The sequence below is a fragment of the Vibrio agarivorans genome, assembly GCF_030409635.1.
GTDB classification, from domain to species: Bacteria; Pseudomonadota; Gammaproteobacteria; order Enterobacterales; family Vibrionaceae; genus Vibrio; species Vibrio agarivorans.
On record NZ_JAUFQF010000001.1, the window covers coordinates 575,189 to 598,090 of the forward strand.

Genomic DNA, 22,902 nt, shown 5'->3' on the forward strand with positions numbered 1-22,902 from the left:
TCAATAGAGAATAAAAGAGAGCGGTTTTTCCGCTCTCTTTTATTCTTCTCCAGCGAGCCGAATAGAGTCATTGACGATCCAATCAATTAATGTCCGACTTGCCTGATTCAGTGTTTGTCTTGGTGGGTATAATAACCAACCATCTTCACGATACACATCCTCACTTGGCAGAAAGTCTACAAGAGACCCATTAGCGAGCTCTTCCAAAATCATGACTCGAGGTAAATAGCTAATGCCGCGACCTTCCATTGTGGCACTCATAATGAAGCCAACACTGTCACAAACCAAACGAGGCGAAACAGGAACAACGATACCGTTCATTGGCCACTCTTCTTCTACATGCCCTGATGGATGTCTAAAACACACAGCATCATGCTCAACTAGTTCTGAGCTATCTTGTGGTGAACCATAGCGAGCAAGATATTCGGGAGAAGCGACTAAACAGCGCTCAATCGCCAACAGGTGTTTCGCAACCAGGTTAGTATCACCTAATGATCCACTGTGAAATGCGATATCGAGCCCTTGATTTATCAAGTCCTCAAGACCATTGGTTATTGTACGAATATCAAGTTGTACTTCTGGATAAGCATCTTGAAATTTAAATAAGGTGGGTTGAACGTGTGTGTAGGTTGACGGTAAAAGACCAAGCTTAACACGCCCTGTTAACGCTGGGTTGTCTCGACTGACTTGTGCCCCTGCGCTATCAATAATATCGATAGCCTGAATAATTTGCTTATAATACGTTTCACCATGGTTAGTCAGCGAAAGTGAACGTGTTGTGCGATGAAACAGCTTCGTATTAAGGTGCTGTTCAAGCTCATTCACTTTTCGACTTACTTTTCCACGAGGAATATCAAACGCTTTTGCCGCTGCAGTAAAGCTACCAAGCTCAACCACTTTGGAGAATATCTTAATATCCTCTAATTTCATTAAGTTAACCACCATGTCAAATATTGTGTATATTCTAACATTGAAATGACCAAAATTAACAATGGCTAGCAGAAAGAACAAATTAAATGTTATTTGAGAACAATCGCAAAGGTGTTGTTAAAGCAAGCTCGTATAACAAGCCGAAGTTTCAGTTTTATAAGAGAATGTAGCGTGAAATGGGAGAGGGGAAATAGGAGAGTTAATCGCTGAATGATAACCCAACGGATTGGCTCTCATCAAAAACTGAGAGCCAACAAGTTCGTCGGTTAAGCGAGCATTAGAACTGGAAACGTACACCGAGTGTTGGCTGAACGCCATAAACGCCGTTATTACGAATATCCGCAGACAGCACCAAGGTTTCCGTTGAGTGGAACTTGATACCGGCATGAAAAACGGTTTTATCTTTTAATACACCAATGCGGCCGGTACCTTCCAATTGATTGGTTAGCCACACACGCAGGCCAACATTGAGCTCAGGTTTGAAATCTGTTCCGCTTTTATCTTTCTCGCTGATGTTGTGTACCAACATTTGGCCGAAAATGTCAGTGAACTGATTAATTGGACCATTAAAGCCGATACCGCCTGCGAGATCCCAATCACTTTCGAGTTTTGAATCAATACGCCCAACAAGGTGTAGATTATCCATGATCTGTGTTGAACCCTCTAAACCCATCGTCAAAGGGCTTAATCCGCTGCGCGCTTCGATATAGTTGTAGCTAAAATTGTTTTGCGCGACAGCAGCAGAAGATGCAGCAATGAGACTCGCAGCCACGATTACGGCTTTTGGCTTAAAGTTGAACATGGTTTAAAGTCACTCCTATGGACAATATTTTGACGAACTTGATAAATCAAAAGAATGCAAATTATACGCCAGTAAACCATAATGAAAACCAATTAATTGTCATCGCTAGGTTATCAAGCCTAACAATGGTGATAGACTATTGATAAAACGTACATATTCACCTTTAACGGACTAAACATGACCAACCAAACTGCTGATTCAAGCCACTATTCCTGTCTAATGGTACAGGGAACCACATCTGATGCTGGAAAAAGTGTTCTTGTGGCAGGACTTTGCCGAGTGCTTAAACGTCAAGAAATAAATGTTGCGCCGTTTAAGCCACAAAATATGGCACTCAACAGCGCAGTGACTCCCGAAGGCGGCGAAATAGGTCGTGCACAAGCGGTTCAAGCCAAAGCGGCACAATTAGAACCACATGTTGATATGAACCCGATACTGCTAAAACCTTGCACTGATACCGGAGCTCAGGTGATTGTCCAAGGCAAAGCGGTAGGCAGTATGCAAGCGATTGGTTTTAAAGATTACAAAGCATTCACCTTGCCTAAAGTGCTAGAGTCGTTTAACCGTTTAAAGCAAAGCTATGATTGTGTGGTCGTGGAGGGCGCTGGTAGCCCTGCAGAAGTGAATCTGCGTGAAAATGACATTGCGAATATGGGTTTTGCAGAAGAAGCTGATGTGCCGGTCATTATCATCGCTGACATTGATAAGGGTGGGGTGTTTGCCCATTTATACGGTACGCTTGCGTTATTGTCTGAATCAGAACAAGCACGCGTTAAAGGTTTCGTGATCAATCGGTTTAGAGGTGATATCGGTTTGCTTGAACCAGGGTTAGACTGGTTAGAGGAAAAGACCGGCAAGCCAATATTGGGTGTGCTTCCTTATATTCACGGTTTTAATTTAGAAGCGGAAGATGCGATCGTCACTCAGCCTGACACAAAACAGAAACAACGAATCAAAGTTGTCGTGCCGGTTTTTCCCCGTATAAGCAACCACACCGACTTCGACCCATTAAGACTGCACCCTGATATCGATTTTCAATATGTCGGTAAGGGTGAATCGCTCCAAGGGGCTGACTTGATCATCTTGCCCGGTACAAAATCTGTTCGTTCTGACCTCAGCTATCTAAAACAACAAGGTTGGGAGTCCGACATCAAACGCCATCTACGTTATGGTGGTAAGGTCATTGGAATTTGCGGTGGCTATCAAATGCTAGGGCAATCGATTGACGATCCGTTTGGCATTGAAGGTGAAGCTGGCGAGAGTCAAGCGCTTGGTTTGCTTGAACAATCAACCGAACTCAAGCAAGAAAAGACACTTACCAATGTGAAAGGTCAATTAGAGCTTAACGGTGACAGTGTCACTGTGTCGGGGTATGAAATCCATGTCGGAGATACATCAGAATTAAACTCTGCACCAATTGTGCTCGACGACGGCAGACGAGATGGTGCGATTAGTCAAGATAACCAAGTTTTCGGAACCTACTTACACGGTCTATTTGATCAGCCTAAAGTTACCGAAACCCTAATCAAGTGGGCAACGGGGGAGTCAATCACCTCAGTTGACCATCAATCAGTGCAAGAGCATGCCATTAATCAAATAGCCGACGCGATTGAAGCGCACCTCGACTTATCAATCATCTGGCCTCACCTGAGTGCGAAAACAAGCACCACAGACAAGGAGAACAGTGTTGCTGACAGAATATGAAGTTCAGGCGCTAATCCTTAGCCTCAAAGTCGCAAGTTACGCATTAGTTTGGTTAATTCCTATTGGGATTAGTCTTGCATGGATGTTGAGCCGCAAGCAGTTTTTCGGCAAAGCGATTGTTGATAGCATTATCCATTTACCGTTAGTTCTGCCACCCGTTGTGATTGGATATTTACTGCTAATTACTATGGGACGGCAAGGCGCAGTCGGGGGATGGCTACTCAAGCATTTCAATATTGTGTTCAGTTTTGATTGGAAAGGTGCGGTATTGGCGTGTATCGTGGTTGCGTTGCCGTTGATGGTTCGCTCTATCCGCCTCAGCCTCGACAATATCGATAGAAAAATTGAGTTTGCAGCGGCAACACTCGGCGCATCGCCGTTTAAGGTCTTTTTTACTATCACAATGCCGTTAATGCTTCCGGGTATTATTACCGGTTCGATGTTGGCTTTTGCCCGCAGCCTCGGTGAGTTTGGTGCCACCATCAGTTTTGTCTCTAACATTCCTGGAGAAACACAAACACTGCCTTTAGCCATGTATAGCTTTATTGAAACCCCCGGTGCAGAAGTAGAAGCTGCACGTCTGTGTGCCATTTCCATTGCTATCGCATTGCTCTCTTTGTTGATTTCTGAGTTCATGCAACGCTATTCGTCAAAAAGGCTCGGGGTTTAGAGTATGAGTAACTTCATCATTAGCGCTCAAAAGTCCCTAGGTGACACCTATTTCGATATCGATTTGGCGCTGCCTAATCGCGGTATCACTGCCATATTTGGACGCTCAGGTGCGGGTAAAACTACCTTGATCAATATGATTGCAGGCCTCGTCAAACCGGAACAAGGTCATATTGCGATTAATGACAAGGTGCTGTTTGATCATCAAACCCAAACTCACCTACCGATTCACAAACGAAGAGTAGGGTATGTATTTCAAGACTCTAGGTTATTCCCGCACTATACAGTGCAAGGTAATTTAAAATATGGCGCTCAAGCTATTTCAGCGGCTGAACTCGAAGAGGTTTGTCAGCTACTTGATATCAAGCACTTACTGAAGCGTTATCCGAGAGAGTTATCTGGAGGCGAAAAACAACGCGTTGCGATCGGTAGAGCGTTGCTTTCACAGCCGGATTTACTACTCATGGATGAACCGCTCGCTTCTCTTGACCTACCAAGAAAACGTGAGGTCATGCCTTATCTTGAGCAACTAGCCGATAAAGTCGATATCCCAATACTATATGTGACTCATAGTCTGTCAGAAATCGTTCGTTTAGCGCAGCATATTGTGATGCTCGATAATGGCAGTGTTATCGAAAGTGGTGAGTTGACCCAAGTGTGGCAGTCTCATGCGATGCGTCCATGGCAGTCCTTTACTGAGCAAAGTTCTTTGTTTGAAGCGCAAGTCGTTGAACATAACCCGCGTTATGGCTTAACTCAAGTATTGCTCGGCGACAACTACACGCTGTGGACGCAACACTACGACGCTAAGCCAGGTTCTAAATTGAGAGTACAGATTCGTGCTAGCGACGTATCTCTAACGCTCTCGCAGCCGACCGACTCTTCAATACGTAATATTCTCAAAACGTTTGTTGTATCCATTGAACACTGTCAACAAGCGCCTGACCGTCAGAGTGTGATTGTAGAGTTGGGAATAGGGCCTAATCAGACATTAAGTGCCAGCATTACGCGTTGGGCATTAGATGAGCTAGAGCTAAAGCAGGGGATGGAAGTGTTCGCGCAAATAAAAGGGGTAAGTATCAGTCAGCGAGATATCTCGCACTCACACTTACCCCAATAGAATACAATAACAACAGTTATTGGCACTGGTTAAACCAAAGAGGGTTATTCTCTTTTTGGTTTAATTAGCGTGCAAAAACTTCTTTAAAGTCTTTCTTTAGAAGTGGGTCACGGCGCGCTTTCTTCATCTGCTTGCACATATCTTTAACACACTTCATTAGTACATCGTTTAGCAGTTCAGCACGGTAAGCTTCTTGCTGCTCTTCAGTCATATCTTTAGGAAGGTCGAGTGTTGGGAACTCTTCCATCAGGTTAACACCCGCGAATGCTTGGCTTACCGATACCAATGCGTGAAACTGCTCGAAATTATCGACAATATTTTGCGCACTTGCTGGTAACTCATTCCATGATTCACGTACTGCTTCTTCAGACACTTCGTGAATAGACACCACCATGTTGTGCATGCCTTCTGGCACTTCATCGAATTCGATAACTTGACGAAGTTCCGCTGAAACAGTGGAAAGATCAACTTTAGGTACTTCTTGCTCGTTAGTTTGAGTATCAGACATATTCATACTTCTATATCGGTTTAAATCATCGCTCATCCTATGTGTTCAAGGGAAAAAGTCAACAAATAGCCGCATTAAGTTGGATATTGAAAATATCTTTCATATACTCGTTACAAAGTGGAGTAATTTATTGCTAAATCGTTCATTTGCTTAATGTATCCACCGACCAGTCAATAGTGAGTAGTTTGTATGATGGAAAACAACGCTTCAATGCGGATCTTATTAGTTGATGACGTTCAGCTTGACCGAATGCAACTCGCCATTCGCCTTAAGCAACAAGGTCACAACGTTGAAGCGGTATCTAGTGGACGAGAAGCGCTGCAGGTCTTTTGTGATTTCGACCCTGAATTGATACTTCTAGATATCACCATGCCCGAGATGGATGGGTTTGAAGTGGCTAGACGTATTCGAGAGCAGGACAATGATTGGCGACCTATCATTTTCTTGAGCAGCCACGAAGAGCCTCACTTTATTGCAAAAGCCATCGATGCAGGAGGGGATGACTACCTGATCAAACCTGTAGATCGGGTCGTTCTTAATGCCAAACTCACCGCGATGCAAAGAATAGCCATGATGCGTCGTGAGCTTCAATCAACTTCCTCTGAGCTTGAAAGAGTGAATTACCGGCTGTTAAAACAGGTCAATGAAGATGGATTAACCAAGCTATTTAACCGTCGATTTATGGACGAACAGCTGCAAAAAGTGGTCAATTTTCATGGCCGTCATGATATTCCATTTGCGTTGATATTGTTTGATGTTGACCATTTTAAACCTTTCAACGATAACTATGGCCACATTGAGGGCGATAAGTGTCTTATTCGTATCTCTGATGCGATTAACAACCTATTCACTCGTACCGAGGAATACGTGGGCCGATATGGTGGCGAAGAATTTGTGGTGCTATTAGCGAATACTGATGTACCGAAGCTTGCCAGGGCGTGTGAGAGAATACACCAGGCCATTTCTGGTTTAGATATCGCAAATAATGGCAGTTTAGTCAGTGATAGAGTGACAGTGTCACAGGGTGCGTTCTCATTCGCTCCAAGTGGTGATGAGACGATTGACTCACTCTACGAACGTGCCGATAAGTTACTGTATCAAGCTAAAAAAACGGGCCGTGCTCGCTACGTTATTGAGACTTTAGAAAATCAACTCGTAGAAGTGAAATAGGCACCTCGGTATAAGTAGGTCACGAAACAGGAGGCTTGGCGATTTCGACGCGGTTACGACCCTTTTTCTTAGCCTTATATAGCGCCTCATCTGCAGCTTTGATCACGTCAACGGGTTTTCTCGCACACGTAGAGTCTGCAACACCAATACTAATGGTAACTTTTACCATATCAGACTTGGCCTTTTTCGACTTTCTCTGTTTAGAGCCTACCTTATCATCCGTCGGGCGACTGTCTGCATCGCGAAGTTTCATTTCATAGTTAGCAATGTCTTCGCGCAGATCATCTAGATACTCATAGGTTTGATTGGCATACTTGCGATTGTAGAGTACGGTAAACTCCTCACCGCCATAGCGATACACCTTGGCGTTACCTTTCACACGCGTCATACGACTCGCTACCAGTTTAAGTACATCATCACCTGTGTCGTGGCCATAAGTATCATTAAAGGATTTAAAATGATCGATATCGAGCATCGCAATGGAGTAGCGGCGACCGAGCTGCTTCATGTCCATCTCGAGCGCATGACGCCCCGGGATGCCAGTTAGACCATCATTAAAGGCCAGTTGATAACTCGAAGAAGCAATGTAAAACAGAAGGAAGATACCAGCAATTGAAAACAATGTGCTAGAGATATAAGGCACGTGGAAAAAAATAAACGCTGCACTTGTCATTAAAATAGAGCTGTAAACAATCGCATCAACATTACGGTTATTATGTATAACTAGCATGGCTGTCGAGCCGATCAACGCCAATTGGTACATTAACAACAAGAACGGTAATCGAGAAAGTTGGTCGACAGAAAAAAGAAACTCTTCGCTGATGTCTTCAAAGCCACCCTCATAGAAGTGGGTTAAGATTAAATAACACCAGAATACAAACATACTTACAAGGCCAGCGTAAACCATGAATGAAACACTGGTTACGCGTGAATCTGAGAATACGTAAATCATTAAGCATGCAACAGGTAACAAGAAACTCAATAAAGAGAGTTCCAAAAGCGTAGTTCCTGACGTTAATGGTGATTGCAGCCGAACTTGTATCACGTAATAAGCCACTAGCATCGCGGTAGCGATCATCGCACTTCGACTCTGTTTGAAAGCGTGCGCAATAGCAATAGCAGAAATGAACAAGACGTAGGGTAAGTTGATAGCGACGTCAAGGTTTGCGCTGGTTGCTTGAATGATGCTGCTCATAGAAAATGAAACAAGCGTCAAGAAAAAGATTGGCAACCCAATCTTAAACCAGCTCGACGAAATAAAAGAGGACGACATAAATGTACTACTTTGCCAACAACTTAACGACATAATTCGAACGGGATAGGATACGGATATTTACTAATATGCCAAGTGATTTCATTAATTTATGGTACTTAGGTAATCAATTATTGAAGCTCTCTATACTTAACGACTGCAATTTAAGTTACATTAATCAAAATAATCATAATTTTAGCTTTTATATCACGGCTCAACCTCACTAAATTATATCGTACGGCGTAATAAGGATATCTCATGAAAATCAGTGTTGATGTACATAACTATATGGAAACCTTGGTTGGGAAAGCGTTTGTTCAAATGGAGTTAGACCAACGATTTAATGACGACCAGCTGGCTGACATCGCTTGTATCGCATTAGGTCAGCTCAAGCCACTCTACATTCGCCATGATATCGATTTTTTGTCTGCACTAGCAGAAGAGCGCTTGCTTGCTTTAACTACGAGTACACAAGTGGCGATTAATAACGCAATCGAGTTCATTATCAATGATCGCCGTCTAGAAAGAGACGCTTCAGATCTACCTGTGCAATACGTTTCGCGTTATGCTGATGACGAACAAGAACTCGAATGGTTTGAAAAACCGATATGGTCTCAAGCCAAAGTAAAAGCGTAGGAGCAGTATTGTGGGATTTTTTTCTCGTTTGTTTGGCGGCAAGTCTTCGTCTGAAGAGCCTGTTGCTGTAGAAGCCTTTGAATATAAGGGATTCAACATTTATCAAGAGCCAGTGAAAGAAAGTGGTCAATACCGTATCGCAGGTCGTATTACCAAAGATTTTGACGGCGAAATCAAAGAGCATCGTTTCATCCGTTCAGACGTTGTCGCAAGCAAAGATGACGCTAATGAGTTGATGCTGAACAAAGCAAAAATGTTCATCGATCAAATGGGCGATAACATTTTTAGCTAGACTCGATAACCTTTGATTATTATCAATTTAAAAAAGAGCTATCAGCCGTTATGCTGATAGCTCTTTTTCTTTCTGCATGAGTAAACCATTGTCAGCACAAGGTATTTTAATTCTGTGGTTAGACCTCTAACTTTAACACTTTTGGTTATAAAGGTTTCATCACTATCGATTATGATGCTTATGATGTTAAAAATCGTGTAGTAGATAGATTGAATAGAGCTCCACCAAGGATTTGTAAGAGCAGATCATCTATCCGACTTTTCGCTGTTGAGTCGTTGGTAGAGTTCACAACAATAATGCAATAAGTTAAGGAATAGCTAAATGCAGATAGGTGTACCTAGAGAAACACTCGCGGGCGAGTCGCGAGTCGCTGCTTCACCTAAGTCGGTGGAACAGTTGATCAAACTAGGCTTTGATGTCGTGGTAGAGTCTGGAGCAGGTGTGTTAGCCAGCTTTGAAGATTCGGCATTTGAAGCGTCAGGCGCTAGCATCTCTTCTAAAGAGAATGTCTGGAACTCGGAGATCATTCTCAAAGTCAACGCTCCAATCGTTGATGCTGAGCGAGATATTGATGAATTTTCTCAACTTAATGAGGGAGCGACCCTCATCAGTTTTATTTGGCCGGCACAAAACCCAGAGTTAATGGAACAACTTGCGAGCAAGAACATTAACGTATTGGCAATGGATTCAGTGCCTCGTATCTCCCGTGCTCAAGCGCTCGACGCGCTCTCTTCAATGGCTAACATAGCAGGTTATCGCGCTGTTGTTGAAGCCGCGCACGAGTTTGGTCGCTTCTTCACTGGTCAAATAACCGCTGCTGGTAAAGTACCACCCGCAAAAGTGTTCGTTGCTGGTGCGGGTGTCGCAGGCCTCGCCGCCATTGGTGCCGCTGGTAGCCTCGGTGCTATCGTTCGAGCTTTTGATGTTCGCCCAGAAGTGGCCGAGCAAGTGGAGTCGATGGGCGCTGAGTTTCTTACGCTAGACTACCAAGAAAATTCAGGTTCTGGTGACGGCTACGCTAAAGAGATGTCTGACGAGTTCAATAAGAAAGCAGCTGAGCTTTACGCTGAACAAGCGAAAGATGTCGACATCATCATTACTACTGCACTGATACCGGGTAAACCAGCTCCAAAGCTTGTCACCAAAGAGATGGTCGATAGTATGAAAGCGGGTAGTGTTATTGTCGATCTCGCTGCTGCAAACGGCGGTAACTGTGAGTACACCGTTGCTGACCAGGTGATAACCACTGAAAACGGCGTCAAAATCATCGGTTACACCGATATGGTTGGACGACTACCAACTCAATCTTCACAGCTCTATGCAACGAACTTGGTTAACCTACTTAAACTATTGTGCAAAGAGAAAGATGGCAACATCAATATCGACTTTGAAGACGTTGTACAACGTGGCGTGACAGTGGTTAAAGAAGGTGAAATCACCTGGCCAGCGCCACCAATTCAAGTATCAGCGCAACCAGAAGTAAAAGCAGAACCTGTACAGCCAAAAGCCGAAGCGAAAACTGAAGAACCAACATCCCCAGTCAAAAAACTGGTCGCTATTGGTGCAGGTTTAGCGGCATTCGGTTGGATTGCTTCCGTAGCACCAGCTGCTTTCCTTACCCATTTCACGGTCTTTGTTCTTGCGTGCATCATCGGTTACTACGTGGTTTGGAATGTGACTCACGCACTACATACTCCACTGATGTCAGTAACCAACGCCATATCAGGCATCATCATTGTTGGTGCGCTGCTACAAATCGGGCAGGGGAATGGTGTCGTGTCTTTCTTAGCCTTTATCGCGGTTCTTATCGCCAGTATCAACATCTTCGGTGGCTTCACCGTGACCAAGCGTATGCTTGAGATGTTCCGTAAAGATCAATAAGTGGGGAGCAAAAAATGTCTGCAGGACTAGTACAAGCGGCATATTTAGTTGCCGCGATATGTTTCATTTGGAGTTTGAAGGGACTTTCAAACCAGGAATCAGCACGCCAAGGTAACTACTTCGGCATTGCAGGTATGGCGATCGCATTGATCGCAACGATCTTTAGCCCTGATGCACAAGGCTTTGGGTGGATCATCGTCGCAATGGTGATCGGTGGTGCGATCGGTATCTTCTATGCGCGTAAAGTTGAAATGACTGAAATGCCAGAGTTGGTCGCGATTCTTCACAGCTTTGTTGGTATGGCCGCGGTTTTGGTGGGTTACAACAGCTACATCGAGCCACCAGCGCCAATTTCACTTGATTTAGCGGAACAACACGCTGAGCACGTGATCCACTTAGTTGAGGTTTTCCTTGGCGTATTCATTGGTGCAGTCACATTCACAGGTTCAGTCGTTGCGTTTGGTAAGTTACGTGGTGTGATCTCTTCATCACCATTAAACCTGCCACATAAACACAAAATGAACCTTGCTGCGATCGTTGTTTCAACGCTTCTAATGATCTACTTCGTTAAAGCAGATGGTAGCATGTTTGCGCTATTGGTAATGACCGCGATTGCACTGGTATTCGGCTACCACTTGGTTGCGTCTATTGGCGGTGCTGATATGCCAGTCGTAGTGTCTATGCTGAACTCGTATTCAGGTTGGGCGGCTGCCGCAGCAGGCTTTATGCTTGCTAACGACCTACTGATCGTAACCGGTGCGCTGGTTGGTTCATCAGGTGCGATTCTGTCTTACATCATGTGTAAAGCCATGAACCGTTCTTTTGTCAGTGTTATCGCGGGTGGCTTTGGTCAAGAAGTCCAAGTGTCTTCAGACGTTGAGTATGGTGAGCACACTGAGATTACAGCAGAAGAAGTTGCTGAAATGTTGAAAGACTCGAAGTCGGTTATCATCACTCCAGGGTATGGTATGGCGGTTGCACAAGCGCAATACCCAGTACATGAAATCACTGAAAAGCTGCGTGCAAAAGGGGTTGATGTTCGCTTCGGTATTCACCCAGTAGCGGGGCGTCTGCCAGGTCATATGAACGTGCTGCTTGCTGAGGCAAAAGTGCCATACGATATCGTGTTGGAAATGGATGAGCTAAACGATGACTTCCCTGAAACGGATACTGTTTTGGTTATCGGTGCAAATGACACCGTAAACCCAGCAGCGTTGGAAGATCCAAACAGCCCAATCGCTGGCATGCCGGTACTTGAAGTTTGGAATGCGAAAAACGTTATCGTATTCAAGCGTTCTATGAACACGGGCTACGCAGGGGTGCAAAACCCACTGTTCTTTAAAGAGAACACATCAATGCTATTTGGTGATGCGAAAGACAGTGTAGACGCTATTTCTAAAGCGATTTAATCCAAATTAGATGCGCGTTAAACAAACAGCCCGCTATATTCAGCGGGCTGTTATATTATTTACAGATTGAGTTAGAAAATACCTTTCTTCTTCACTTTTTTTACATTACTCATTCTCTCACTCACGCCAGGTGACGGTTTAATTTCTGTCACTGACGCCGTTTGCTCGTTGGTAACAGTAATTTTTGATTCAGCAATCAACGTTTCAATAAGCTGAGTCTGTTGTTCCACTAAGCTTCGTAGAGCACTGAGCTCTGCTTCCATCGCGACTTGTTGGGGTGCGATAGAGTCTGCAACAGTCTGAATAAATCCTTGGCCATCAAACTGTGGTTGACTACTAACGTTTGAGTTAGCTGTACAAAAGCTATCTAACTTCTCTATCGCCATAGCCAAACGGTCACTATCCCCAGTATCAACAGAGGCGCTTGACGGACAAGGGCGCTTAATGACCTGATGCGCTTCAAGTATAGAGTTAAGCGTTTTGTTGTTGATAGTATCTTTGCTCAAACCAGACGCGAGCGCCTTTGCGAGTTCAGGTTTCAATTGGTGCAGATAAAGGCCACTAAGATAAATATCTTTATGGATATGGATCTGATTATGCAGTTGAACAGCAGCGCTTGGGTCTTGAGCAAATTGCTTTTGCTGCTTAGCCCATTTCTGCATGATTTTATAAGCAAAATAATCAGACTCGTTCTGCGTTGGGTCTAGAAAGACAGAATAACTGACTTTCTTTAACGTACTATCCATTGACTACATCTGCCGCGTCCAATGGCTGGTCTTCATCAGCAAAGTATAGGCAAAGCTCTTCAGCCAAAGCAGCTTGCGCTTGCTCTACTAATACAACGCGTTCACCTAGTGTTTCGTAAGCACTTTTCAGTGCAGGGTAGATCAACGGCGCACCGCCACCGACAACGTAAACACGGTTAGGGTTTTTGGCAAACTTCTTAGCTTCGTTGGCAACTTGTGCACCGAGCTCTTCAATTTTAGCCTCGATTTTCTCTTTTACGGTGCCAATTTTGCTTTCGTCATTGACGACATCACAGATAAACTGATCATCGTTACGACGTTTAATCAGCTCATTTGCTACAAGATAACTTGAGTCACTGTCTGCAAAGGATAAAGCTTTACGCGCTGAGTCAGTGACCATGGATACGCCAATTTCATTGTTTCCATAAATAGCAGAAACATCATCAAACTCGCCGACAACAACTCCCATATCAAGGGTTGTGCCACCAATATCGATGACCAAAGAACGAGTAAACTCATTGCAGTTTGAGTTTACAAGTGTGGACAACACTGCCGGCAAGCTCTCTGGCATGACTTCTACATCAACAATCTCGAACGTCTCACCCTTGTTCAGGGTAATATCACGCATTAAGTGCTGACGCTTACGTTCGATGTTGATTTCGTTCTTTTGACAGTCCTCCGGGTTGTAGTATTCGGTAATCGGCAACGTGACGACTAATGTGACTGCCTGCGGTTTAATGTCTGTTTGTAGAAGCGCATGATGCACGGCTAATAAGTTGAGATCGTCATACTGGTAATCAACATGCGTGGTTTCAAGCGCCTTATCTGATGTCGCATCGTAAGTGTATTTTGTTTCACCAATACTGTAGTTAAAGATCTTTTTGTCTTTACGCAGTGCAGCGCTTTTCCAGTTTTTACGAAATGAGTTTGGTGACACAATGGTTTTTATTTCACCATCCTGAAGCCATGCCACTTTGACATTGGTCGAACCATCATCAACGGCAATCTTCAATTTACGCATAGTCATTTTGAACCTTTGTACATTCGGTTAATCACAATCTTTCTGTGATTCAAAACCAACTATTTGCACAAAGCAAAAGACCTGTAAGAAAATGGGCTCAAGATTAAAAACACAAAATAAAGGTATATAAACATTTAAGTTTTGCAAAATGCCATTTGCTATCAGGGAGTTAATTGAACGCAACACGGTGAGTGCAATACACAAAAATGCTTTACACTCTTAACCTAGGAGAAGAGTGGATTCTCTTTTAAATTGACATACATTTCACACGCAAAAGTGTATTAATCTGCTGAAAGCCGATATAGTTACGTCACTTAAACTCAATTTATTATGCCGTGCTGTTACGAACTATTACCTTAATTATCGCTAGCGTTGTTAGCTTCAACGCGTTCTCTAACTCGCTACCAGAGCGATTAGAAGAGTTTACTGCGATGTTCGACCTCAGCCAAACTGCTGCTTCTTATGACATTCGAATCATTCAAAGTGAATTTCCTAATCGTTTGATTGATCCGGATTATATGTTGCCCCAAACATCCTCATATCCGTTAAAAGACATTCAAAAGCTTTACCGACTCTCTGAGTCTTGCCGCGGGCCTTTACCATTAAGCCCGCTCGTTACAGAACCGTTAGTCTTTGTTCGTGCATTGTGTAAAGGCAATCAGCTGAGTGAACGCTGGTTTGCACGCTCTAGCTTGATTCACCCTGGTGGTGGCAGCTACGCATTTCGTTACTCTAAAGAGTACCCAGAGTATTACTTACAGCTAGAACGTTATATGCATATCAAAGAGCGTCCACTCGCGCATCCAGATACGCTCCTTGGTCGCATCCAAGCCATGAATCATACAGTGGTTCACGCGTTAATTCGTGGTGCCTCTATGATGGTGGAAGAAGATGAACTTTGGCTAAAAAAAGGGGACATTTATTATGTCTTTGAGCCAGCACTCTGGAAGGCAAATGCTGAAAAGGTGGGACTAACCCATAAAGTGACTGATGGTCGCGGCGAGTGCTTAGTTCAGCGCGGTAACATCTGTTGGGAGCAAAAAGACCATAGCGATATCTTACGTGGAGTCATGATTGGCCTTGGTATCGCTAACATCCTCCTGGTACTAGGGTGGTTATATTACCGTTGGGACAGTAAGCGGAAAGAGATGCGCAGTCGCATGCTTATTTTGCAAATCCTAACACATGAACTAAGAACACCAATCGCAAGCCTTTCACTGACAGTAGAGGGCTTTAGACGTGAATTTGAGAACTTACCTGAGTCGGTCTATGATGAGTTTCGCCGCTTATGCCAAGACTCTCGACGCTTACGCCAACTTGCCGAGGCGAGTAAAGATTATCTGCAATCAGACTATCAACCGCTGGCGACAGAGTGGGTGCCTTCTGTCGAAGAGTGGTTGACGTACAAGCTCGAAGAGGAGTTCTCACAACCTATTGAACTTACGCTCAACCAAGACGTAGCTGCTAAACTGAACGTATATTGGCTTGGAAGCTGTATTGATAATTTGATACGCAACGCACTGAAGTATGGTGTGGCGCCTGTTAGGCTAGATGTAGAGTCGACCGATTTGGGGCTCACCATCCGAGTGATTGACCAAGGTCAACTCTCTAGCAAAGACTGGAGCCATGTCAGAAAACCGTTTGTTAGCCAGGCAGGTCTTGGCTTGGGGCTGACAATTGTTGAGTCCATGGTGGCTAGAATGGGCGGTTCTATGAAGCTAATCGGTCCACCGACGACATTTATACTGGAGATACCTTGTGAAACAGACACTGCTTCTCGTTGAAGATGATAAAAACCTAGCTGACGGTCTTTTAGTTAGCCTAGAGCAGGCGGGGTATGATTGCCTTCACTCTGAAACGATCGCAGACGTTGCCCCTTTGTGGGAGCAAGCCGATCTGGTTATCCTTGACCGTCAATTACCTGATGGTGATTCTATCTCGATGCTTCCGGAGTGGAAGCAGATAAAGAATGTTCCTGTCATTGCCCTTACGGCACTAGTGACAGTGAAAGATAAAGTAACGGGCCTTGATGCTGGTGCTGATGACTATCTGACGAAACCTTTTGCCGAAGCCGAGTTATTTGCTCGTATTCGCGCTCAGCTGCGTGCTCCAGACTCTTCGGGTCAAGACGACAGCATCGTCACCACTGAATGCTTGAGCATCGATAAAAACACCCGTGAAGTGACGTACAAAAACGAACTGATTACCTTAACTCGTACCGAATTTGATCTTCTGTTGTTCTTGGCAAGCAATATCGGCCGAGTGTTCACTCGTGATGAACTTCTTGACCATGTTTGGGGTTATAACCATTTCCCAACAACACGAACCGTTGATACCCACGTCCTGCAGCTTCGACAAAAGCTACCTGGCTTGGAAATAGAGACGCTTCGCGGCGTAGGGTACAAGCTAAAAGCATGATCCGACCGCTGATTTTGATAGGGGCGCTAGCAACCGCGCCCATTTCACAAGCAAATAACTGGTTTGAAGAAACGACTCCGCTAAGTCAGGCACACCAACACCTACTCAAAGGCTCGCTTCCAGAGATGTACGCCGTCATGGTTGAGGTGTTACAGCGTAACCAGAGCCCGGCCACTAAAGAGCATATTAATGACCTCTTAGTTCAATCGTTTGATACAGACTGTGGCCAATCACTGCAAAACGACCCATTACCTAACTGGTTACGTAACGTTTCTATAAAACGTACCAGTATTCAAAGCCCGGGCCGAGAGTCTTATCGCTTGTTTGTGGATGTAGCATCCACTCAACCGTTGAAAGATATTTCACTCGAACGATGGATTAACTCAAACATTGCGGCCGATACCGTGTTCAATGAGATTAATGACAAAAAACAGCGCAGCTCACAAACCGTTGATTATCGAAAAACATACAACCTAAACAGCCGCTTACCAATGGGGCTCTACCACCTAAATGTGCTGACCAAAGACAATCAAAGCTATTCAACATGGGTCATCATCGAAGAATACAAAGCGAAACAGATCGTACGTTGGTCAGCCAAAGATCAATGGAGTATTGAAAAGAACGAACTACTTAATAAATTTTGCCCATTGCCAAAGCTTTCAGTGCGTGTCTACAACTATCAAGAAGAACAATATAAAGAGATTTGGGGGCGAACTTACCAAGCAAATTATCCAACCAAACTGGATAAAATGAGTATCCCACCTGATCGCTACGTACTCTCAGTAGCGTTAGATAGCCAGCGCTGGCAAGGTCCGATAATGATTGAACAATCTCAGATTATCACCAAAACCTATGACGTTTCTGGCGATGAGGAGCAAATTGAAGAAGAGTAGGTGACTAAAGCGATATTTTTCTAAAGGTCTGTTTCTTCAAGCCGATACATTCCGTGTATTAATATATTCAACGGAAATGACCTATGAAAACGTCAACACTGCGCCTACTTCCCATCTCATTATTGATTGCGTCTGCAACAACCTCTGCGGGGAACTTCGCTATTGATGCGAGAGGCGACGCCATGGGCGGCGTGGGTGTTGTTTCGGGTGATTTTCTAACGGCACCATTTTATAACCCTGCTTTAACCGCCATCTATCGACGAAATGATAACGTGGGCATGTTGCTTCCTAGTGTTGGCATTACCTACAACGACCAACACAACATGCTTGACGATATAGATCGAGCCGCTTCCGCACTTAAAAACAACGACCTGACGGAAGCAGGAATCGTAGCGCAAGATCTAAAAGACGATAACGCGAGTGTCACGATTGGCGCGGCTGCCGCGTTTGCGATCCCAAATCGTTACGTTTCAATGAATGCCTACGCAAAACTATACACAGAAAGCTTTGCTGAAGCCTTTGTTCCTGATCGCGCAAATAGTTTGGTGCAACTAAGGGACACCGAAATCAAAGGTGCGGCTCTTGGCGTTGCTGAAGGTGGTTTGTCAATTGCAAAATACATGACCATTCTTGGACATCACTGGTCATTTGGCGCAACACCAAAGCTGCAGCGAATCTATACGTACAGCTATAGCGCTTCAGTGGAAGACTTTAGTTTCTCCGATATAAGAGACGATGGCTCTGCAGAAAACCAGTTCAACTTTGACTTAGGCGCACTTTGGTTTTATGGACCACTGCGTGTAGGTGTGACTGGAAAGAATATGATTTCAAACGACTACACCACTAGCGATGGTGCATTTACTTATAAAATGCGCCCACAATACACGCTTGGAACAGGATTGATCGCTGATTTTTGGCAAGTAAGCGTAGACTATGATCTCAATGAAGCGGAAAAATTTGATGCGGTAAACGACAACACGCAAATGGTTCGTTTGGGTGCGGAAGTCGATCTTATGCGTCAATTTAAGTTTCGTGGTGGTTATTACAAAAACTTAGCTTCCAGTGAAGATGAGGGCACTTTGACTGCGGGTCTTGGTATTTCGCCTTTAAACATCACACAAATGGACATCGGTGTGAGTTATACAAACGAAAATGCAATGGGTGTTTACCTAAACTTTTTGAGCTCGTACTAGCGTGACAATGTCACACTAATATCAGCCATTTATTTTACTGTAATTATCGCTATAATGCCTCGTATTCAGATACGGGGCATTTTTTATGTTTGATCAATTACCTCCATTAAGTCACGAAGACCAACAGAAAGCAGTCGAGAAAATCCAAAAGCTCATGGAGCAGGGGATTAGTACTGCACAGGCGATTAAAATCGTTGCTGATGAAATTCGTCAAGAGTTTGAAAATAGCAAAGGCGAGTAAACACAAGGTAGCGTGCATCTAGTAAGCACTCACTAGAAACCAGCTATTAAGCTGGTTTTTTTTGTGTCCCAAACCAACTTAATTGCTTGCGAAAAATATCTTACATCATGTTTTTTGTTATAGTAATTTCAAGAAACAACCAATAAAAACAACAACTTAGTTAAGATTTATATTCTATCAACATTAGGTGTTGTGAACGCTTGTAATTTAATTACATCACGTAAATCACCTTGTCACGTTCGGTTGGCATGATCTAGCACAATGCTCTGTTATGCAACGTTGTCACCAACATAGCCTTCACAGACATGTGCAGAAATAACTTAACTTGTTATCGGTAGTTACCACGTCACGTACAAGTCAGTAGATATGACGAGATATGTTTGAGATCACACTTATTTGATATGAGTTTGAGTGGCTAAAGGTGGTATTGTATTATTATTAAACTTGATTTTAATAATTTAACTAATTTGATAAGGCTCTTTATGGACATCTGGATGCGTTATGCGCGAGCAATTTTTGCTATCTATGTGATCCTAATGGGGTCAGCCCTCACCATCATGTTAAGTGATGATGAAAGCAATGAAGCTCGTATCGAGTTGCCATCTCAAACTGAAAACTATGTCGTTCGTGACACCAATGGCTATATTGTTCACGCAAACTAGTGGCTGAAGTCCCAAGAAAGCACAGGGCCGTGCTGATTCACATCGTACAGAAAAGAAAAAACCAGCCACGAAAGGTTTGTGGCTGGGACTTATAAGTGTGAACAATGATATTCACAAACAACGTCAGTTGGCTAGGTGACCCTCGGCTTATTAAGGGTCAGTTATGTGACTGCACGTAGTGTGCCAGAACTGTCTATTCCTTTTTTATCAAACACTTAATTCCTCATTGTGCTTAGAAATGCCGCTACAACCTCAGTTGCACATAAACAAGGCGCATTTTCTTCTGAAAATTATACTCACATTGCGAATTCTCTCGCAAAATGCAACAAAATAAACATATGGGTAAGGATTACAAAGCGCAAAGCCGACTAAACACAGCTGCTAAATCCCCAAACAGTATGCAACCTTAGTGCGTATTATATGTGTTATGTTAAATGACTTATTTCTGATACATAGGTTGATACTGATGTACTACTCGTCTCCACTATCACACTATTAAATCTACTCGAAACACACACCATTAAACATAATGGCTATTTACCATAAAATAGCTAATATTTACTTAATTATCAGTAGATTAATTAAGCCAACATTAGCTCTGCTACAAACAAAAATGCAGCGTCTGAACTTCAGTACGCTGCATTTTTTAAGCTGTTACTGATTAACCGCCGGCTAATTTAACTTTCATGCCTTTCTTTTCAAGGTGAGCTTTAATCTTGTCGCGGTTGTCGCCCTGGATTTCAATGTTGCCATCTTTAATTGCGCCACCACAGCCACACACTTTTTTAAGCTCTGCAGCTAGAAGCTTGAGTGGCGCATCATCAAGGTCTAAGCCTGTTACGATGCACACGCCTTTGCCTTTACGGCCTTTTGTTTCTCGTTGAATTCTTACAACGCCATCACCTTTAGGACGCTCTACTTTTTTTTCTTCTGGTTTAATACGGCCAGTTTCCGTTGAATACACTAGAGTCATATCTATTTCTTTGTTTGCAGTGCAGCTTGCTGTTTCTTCAGCGCCAGCATTGTCGTTTCAATATGTTTTTGGATTGCAGATTTGCCACCTTTTAATAAGCGGCCGTTAAACATGCAATACCACGCGTTAGGTTCACCCGTGTCGTTTTGAATTTTGAACCCGTGAAAGTTTTCAATCATGCCTTTGCCTGCTTGACGCTTGGATTCAAACGAAGCAAACTCTGAAGGTTCAATGATTGAAGCCGTTTCGCAAAACCAATCAACACTCTTTCTTATACCCGTTAAGCTACCATTTAAAACTCGATTCTTAATTTGAACCTGCCACTGGTCTTTTTCACGACTTACAAGCTTAAGGTTAAAGCCTCTATAATTGTTCAACGCCATACTGTACCGCTTTATTATTATGGGTCACTCGAAATGCACGACAATTATTGCCAGTTTCGAGTTTTAATTAACTTCTCAGAAGCCTTATACCAATCTCAATGGCTAATGTGAAGCCCCAAGCAACATAAATATGAGGTAGATGTTACGCTGATGAGACTAAAACAATAATTAATAATGACAGGTTATTAAGAATCAATCGTTTATATATTCGGTGCTAAGTCAGACTCAATACAGCTTGTTAAAAAGTCTGAGAATGCGACACCTGAATGTTCCACCATTTTAGGGAACATCGATATAGGCGTCATTCCCGGGAATGTGTTCACTTCGTTAAGGTAGATCTCGTTGTCTTCTGTTAGGAAGAAATCGATTCGAGATAAATGGCGAAGGCCCATATGAGTAAACACTGTCGCAGAATAAGCTTTGATAGCGTCAATTTGCTCTTGCGTTAGATCTTTTGCTTCTACTTCTGTGGTTGAGTGGCTATCAGAGCCATATTTCTCTTCGTAAGTATAGAAGACGTCACTTGGCGCGATAACTTCACCCGGTGTTGTGATCACAAGCTCACCTTTATATTGGTAAGCAGCAACTTCAAGCTCACGAGGTGTTACCGCCTTTTCAACTAATACCTGGTTAGAATAGCCGAAGGCATCCGTTACTGCTTTTGTTACGTCACCTTTGGTCGTGACTTTATAACAGCCGATTGATGACCCTTGGCATGCTGCTTTAACAAATACCTTGCCCCATTTATCGAAAGCTTCTTCAGCACGTTGAACAGACAGAGCATTGTTTTCAGTAAGAAATACGTAAGGCGTGTTAGGTACACCCAGCGCGTCATACCATAACTTAGACGTGATTTTATTAAAGCTGTTTGTACTCGCCTCAGCGCCACATCCTAAGAAAGGAATGTTGGCCATAGAAAGTAGTGATTGAATGTCTCCGGTTTCTCCAGGGTATCCATGGATACATGGAACGACATAATCAACATCCCAGCATTGATTCTCGCCAACAAGCGTCTTGTTCGCGGTATCAAGATAGACTACATCGCCTGCTTCGTTTAGCCAAACGCCATCCTTGATTTCAACCGTGCAGATCTTGTAACGACCCGCTTGAGCAAGTTGAGATTTCAAGTAACCTGCTGATACTAGCGATACCTCGTGCTCTGATGAATCTCCACCACACAGGAGTAAAATTGTTTTCTGTTCAGTCATAGTTTTATAGGTTCGATGCTATTGTGAATTCATAATAATAGGATTTGTATCCAAACGGTATGTCAGACTAAGTTAAATCTACAATGAACTGCGTTAAGCGGTCAGATGTTCACCACCCTCACCTACTTTTCTAGTCCACCGTTGAAACAACAAAGGGCCCTTAGGCCCTTTGTAAAAAGTCTTCGACGACTAGTTTAATTTGTTCAGTGTCGGATAAGCAGAGTTCTTTATCTCATCGATGCTCTTAACAAATGGTTTTAGAGAACGAATATTGCTTGGTAACTGGCTCACTGCTTGAGCGGCCTCTTTTCGCGATGCGTAATCACCATACAACACTGTGTACCATTTTGTACCATTGACAACTTTATAGTTCTCCCAAACTGGCTGACCAGAGGTTGGTAGTTGACGTGCGAACTCATCTACCTTGGCTTGTGTGCCGACAGCTGCAACTTGAATAGTAAAGCCATATCGTGGGTTCATCGCTTTTTGTTTTTCACTAGGTGGTGCGATGACAACCGGTTTCTTTTGTTGTTCCGGCTGCATTTTAACGACTTTTTTCTGCTCTTGTTGTGCAGGAGACATTTTCACGACGCGTTCTTCTTGTACTGTCGCTTCAACCTCAGCAATCGTGGCTTCTTTTGATACTGTGTAATCCTCTTTGAATGACTCAGACTTCACATCGGTCACGTAACTGTCTGATGCACACGCCGCCAATAAAGAGGTCAAACAAATAAGAAGAATTTTTTTCATGGGAGAACTCGAGTTTATATCCTTTAAAGTGTCCTAATCAT

24 protein-coding genes are annotated in these 22,902 nt (G+C 43.5%); 14 read left to right on the forward strand and 10 right to left on the reverse strand.

The features are described from left to right. Nucleotides 1–39: 39 nt before the first annotated feature. Together QWZ05_RS02375 and QWZ05_RS02380 are read right to left on the reverse strand one after the other, a co-directional pair. The gene (locus QWZ05_RS02375) at nucleotides 40–930 is read right to left on the reverse strand and encodes a LysR family transcriptional regulator (protein WP_264876263.1); all 891 of its coding nucleotides are present in this window, start codon (nucleotides 928–930) and stop codon (nucleotides 40–42) included. Nucleotides 931–1,207: 277 nt separating this feature from the next. Then, nucleotides 1,208–1,732 carry a hypothetical protein gene (locus tag QWZ05_RS02380; protein WP_264876264.1) on the reverse strand — a complete coding sequence of 175 codons (525 nt, stop codon included), beginning with the start codon at nucleotides 1,730–1,732 and terminating at the stop codon, nucleotides 1,208–1,210. A gap of 177 nt (nucleotides 1,733–1,909) precedes the next feature. Between QWZ05_RS02380 and QWZ05_RS02385 the strand changes: the two genes are divergently transcribed. From QWZ05_RS02385 to modC, 3 genes are read left to right on the forward strand one after another with little or no spacing between them, the layout of a single operon-like run. Further along, nucleotides 1,910–3,436 (forward strand): cobyric acid synthase, encoded by a 1,527-nt coding sequence (locus QWZ05_RS02385; RefSeq protein ID WP_290296299.1) that lies wholly within the window; start codon nucleotides 1,910–1,912, stop codon nucleotides 3,434–3,436. Next, the gene (gene modB / locus QWZ05_RS02390; protein WP_290297107.1) at nucleotides 3,423–4,106 is read left to right on the forward strand and encodes a molybdate ABC transporter permease subunit; all 684 of its coding nucleotides are present in this window, start codon (nucleotides 3,423–3,425) and stop codon (nucleotides 4,104–4,106) included. Before QWZ05_RS02385 ends, modB begins: the two co-directional genes overlap by 14 nt. A 3-nt stretch (nucleotides 4,107–4,109) precedes the next feature. Next, the gene (gene modC, locus QWZ05_RS02395) at nucleotides 4,110–5,225 is read left to right on the forward strand and encodes a molybdenum ABC transporter ATP-binding protein ModC (protein WP_290296301.1); all 1,116 of its coding nucleotides are present in this window, start codon (nucleotides 4,110–4,112) and stop codon (nucleotides 5,223–5,225) included. 64 nt (nucleotides 5,226–5,289) lie between these two features. On the opposite strand, the gene QWZ05_RS02400 is transcribed toward modC, so the two are convergent. After that, nucleotides 5,290–5,733 carry a DUF3069 domain-containing protein gene (locus QWZ05_RS02400; protein ID WP_264876269.1) on the reverse strand — a complete coding sequence of 148 codons (444 nt, stop codon included), beginning with the start codon at nucleotides 5,731–5,733 and terminating at the stop codon, nucleotides 5,290–5,292. A 189-nt stretch (nucleotides 5,734–5,922) separates the two neighbouring features. On the opposite strand from QWZ05_RS02400, the gene QWZ05_RS02405 reads away from it, so the two are divergent. Continuing rightward, on the forward strand, nucleotides 5,923–6,903 hold the full coding sequence (locus QWZ05_RS02405; protein WP_264876270.1) for a GGDEF domain-containing response regulator: 981 nt from the start codon (nucleotides 5,923–5,925) through the stop codon (nucleotides 6,901–6,903). Nucleotides 6,904–6,922: 19 nt separating this feature from the next. On the opposite strand, the gene QWZ05_RS02410 is transcribed toward QWZ05_RS02405, so the two are convergent. Then, nucleotides 6,923–8,176, reverse strand: coding sequence for a GGDEF domain-containing protein (locus QWZ05_RS02410; protein ID WP_264876271.1), 1,254 nt, complete (start codon nucleotides 8,174–8,176; stop codon nucleotides 6,923–6,925). Between the two features lie 237 nt (nucleotides 8,177–8,413). On the opposite strand from QWZ05_RS02410, the gene QWZ05_RS02415 reads away from it, so the two are divergent. From QWZ05_RS02415 to pntB, 4 genes are all read left to right on the forward strand, one after another. Further along, nucleotides 8,414–8,791 carry a late competence development ComFB family protein gene (locus QWZ05_RS02415; protein ID WP_290296304.1) on the forward strand — a complete coding sequence of 126 codons (378 nt, stop codon included), beginning with the start codon at nucleotides 8,414–8,416 and terminating at the stop codon, nucleotides 8,789–8,791. A 10-nt stretch (nucleotides 8,792–8,801) separates the two neighbouring features. Beyond that, the gene (locus tag QWZ05_RS02420; protein WP_290296306.1) at nucleotides 8,802–9,083 is read left to right on the forward strand and encodes an HlyU family transcriptional regulator; all 282 of its coding nucleotides are present in this window, start codon (nucleotides 8,802–8,804) and stop codon (nucleotides 9,081–9,083) included. 321 nt (nucleotides 9,084–9,404) lie between these two features. Then, a complete protein-coding gene (locus QWZ05_RS02425) occupies nucleotides 9,405–10,964 on the forward strand; it encodes a Re/Si-specific NAD(P)(+) transhydrogenase subunit alpha (RefSeq protein ID WP_264876274.1) in 1,560 nt (519 codons plus the stop codon). A gap of 14 nt (nucleotides 10,965–10,978) precedes the next feature. Continuing rightward, a complete protein-coding gene (gene pntB / locus QWZ05_RS02430) occupies nucleotides 10,979–12,373 on the forward strand; it encodes a Re/Si-specific NAD(P)(+) transhydrogenase subunit beta (protein ID WP_264876275.1) in 1,395 nt (464 codons plus the stop codon). A 71-nt stretch (nucleotides 12,374–12,444) separates the two neighbouring features. Here the strand turns inward: pntB and QWZ05_RS02435 are convergent, their stop codons facing one another. Further along, nucleotides 12,445–13,119, reverse strand: a complete 675-nt coding sequence (locus QWZ05_RS02435; protein WP_290296308.1) for a hypothetical protein — start codon at nucleotides 13,117–13,119, stop codon at nucleotides 12,445–12,447. Further along, nucleotides 13,112–14,146: a plasmid segregation protein ParM domain-containing protein gene (gene parM / locus QWZ05_RS02440; RefSeq protein ID WP_290296310.1), complete on the reverse strand. Its 1,035-nt coding sequence runs from the start codon at nucleotides 14,144–14,146 to the stop codon at nucleotides 13,112–13,114. Before parM ends, QWZ05_RS02435 begins: the two co-directional genes overlap by 8 nt. 332 nt (nucleotides 14,147–14,478) lie before the next feature. Here parM and vxrA point away from each other — a divergent pair, with 332 nt between their 5' ends. The 6 genes from vxrA to QWZ05_RS02470 all read left to right on the forward strand — a co-directional run bounded on the left by vxrA (nucleotide 14,479) and on the right by QWZ05_RS02470 (nucleotide 19,547). Further along, nucleotides 14,479–15,924 (forward strand): sensor histidine kinase VxrA, encoded by a 1,446-nt coding sequence (gene vxrA, locus QWZ05_RS02445; RefSeq protein ID WP_373875559.1) that lies wholly within the window; start codon nucleotides 14,479–14,481, stop codon nucleotides 15,922–15,924. Next, nucleotides 15,899–16,558: a response regulator transcription factor VxrB gene (vxrB, locus tag QWZ05_RS02450; protein WP_264876279.1), complete on the forward strand. Its 660-nt coding sequence runs from the start codon at nucleotides 15,899–15,901 to the stop codon at nucleotides 16,556–16,558. The genes vxrA and vxrB overlap by 26 nt, the downstream gene beginning before the upstream one ends. Continuing rightward, nucleotides 16,555–17,451: a DUF2861 family protein gene (locus QWZ05_RS02455; RefSeq protein ID WP_290296311.1), complete on the forward strand. Its 897-nt coding sequence runs from the start codon at nucleotides 16,555–16,557 to the stop codon at nucleotides 17,449–17,451. Before vxrB ends, QWZ05_RS02455 begins: the two co-directional genes overlap by 4 nt. Nucleotides 17,452–17,534: 83 nt before the next feature. Further along, complete coding sequence (locus tag QWZ05_RS02460) at nucleotides 17,535–18,644, forward strand: conjugal transfer protein TraF (protein WP_290296312.1); 1,110 nt, start codon at nucleotides 17,535–17,537, stop codon at nucleotides 18,642–18,644. A gap of 85 nt (nucleotides 18,645–18,729) precedes the next feature. Further along, nucleotides 18,730–18,885 (forward strand): YoaH family protein, encoded by a 156-nt coding sequence (locus QWZ05_RS02465; RefSeq protein ID WP_264876282.1) that lies wholly within the window; start codon nucleotides 18,730–18,732, stop codon nucleotides 18,883–18,885. Between the two features lie 482 nt (nucleotides 18,886–19,367). After that, nucleotides 19,368–19,547 (forward strand): hypothetical protein, encoded by a 180-nt coding sequence (locus tag QWZ05_RS02470; protein WP_264876283.1) that lies wholly within the window; start codon nucleotides 19,368–19,370, stop codon nucleotides 19,545–19,547. 661 nt (nucleotides 19,548–20,208) lie between these two features. On the opposite strand, the gene yciH is transcribed toward QWZ05_RS02470, so the two are convergent. From yciH to QWZ05_RS02490, 4 genes are all read right to left on the reverse strand, one after another. Continuing rightward, a complete protein-coding gene (gene yciH, locus QWZ05_RS02475; RefSeq protein ID WP_264876303.1) occupies nucleotides 20,209–20,520 on the reverse strand; it encodes a stress response translation initiation inhibitor YciH in 312 nt (103 codons plus the stop codon). A 2-nt stretch (nucleotides 20,521–20,522) separates the two neighbouring features. Continuing rightward, nucleotides 20,523–20,903 carry a DUF3319 domain-containing protein gene (locus QWZ05_RS02480; RefSeq protein ID WP_264876304.1) on the reverse strand — a complete coding sequence of 127 codons (381 nt, stop codon included), beginning with the start codon at nucleotides 20,901–20,903 and terminating at the stop codon, nucleotides 20,523–20,525. Nucleotides 20,904–21,103: 200 nt separating this feature from the next. Then, nucleotides 21,104–22,111: a D-alanine--D-alanine ligase gene (locus QWZ05_RS02485; protein ID WP_290296314.1), complete on the reverse strand. Its 1,008-nt coding sequence runs from the start codon at nucleotides 22,109–22,111 to the stop codon at nucleotides 21,104–21,106. Nucleotides 22,112–22,300: 189 nt separating this feature from the next. After that, nucleotides 22,301–22,861 carry an SPOR domain-containing protein gene (locus QWZ05_RS02490; RefSeq protein WP_264876306.1) on the reverse strand — a complete coding sequence of 187 codons (561 nt, stop codon included), beginning with the start codon at nucleotides 22,859–22,861 and terminating at the stop codon, nucleotides 22,301–22,303. Nucleotides 22,862–22,902: the final 41 nt, after the last annotated feature.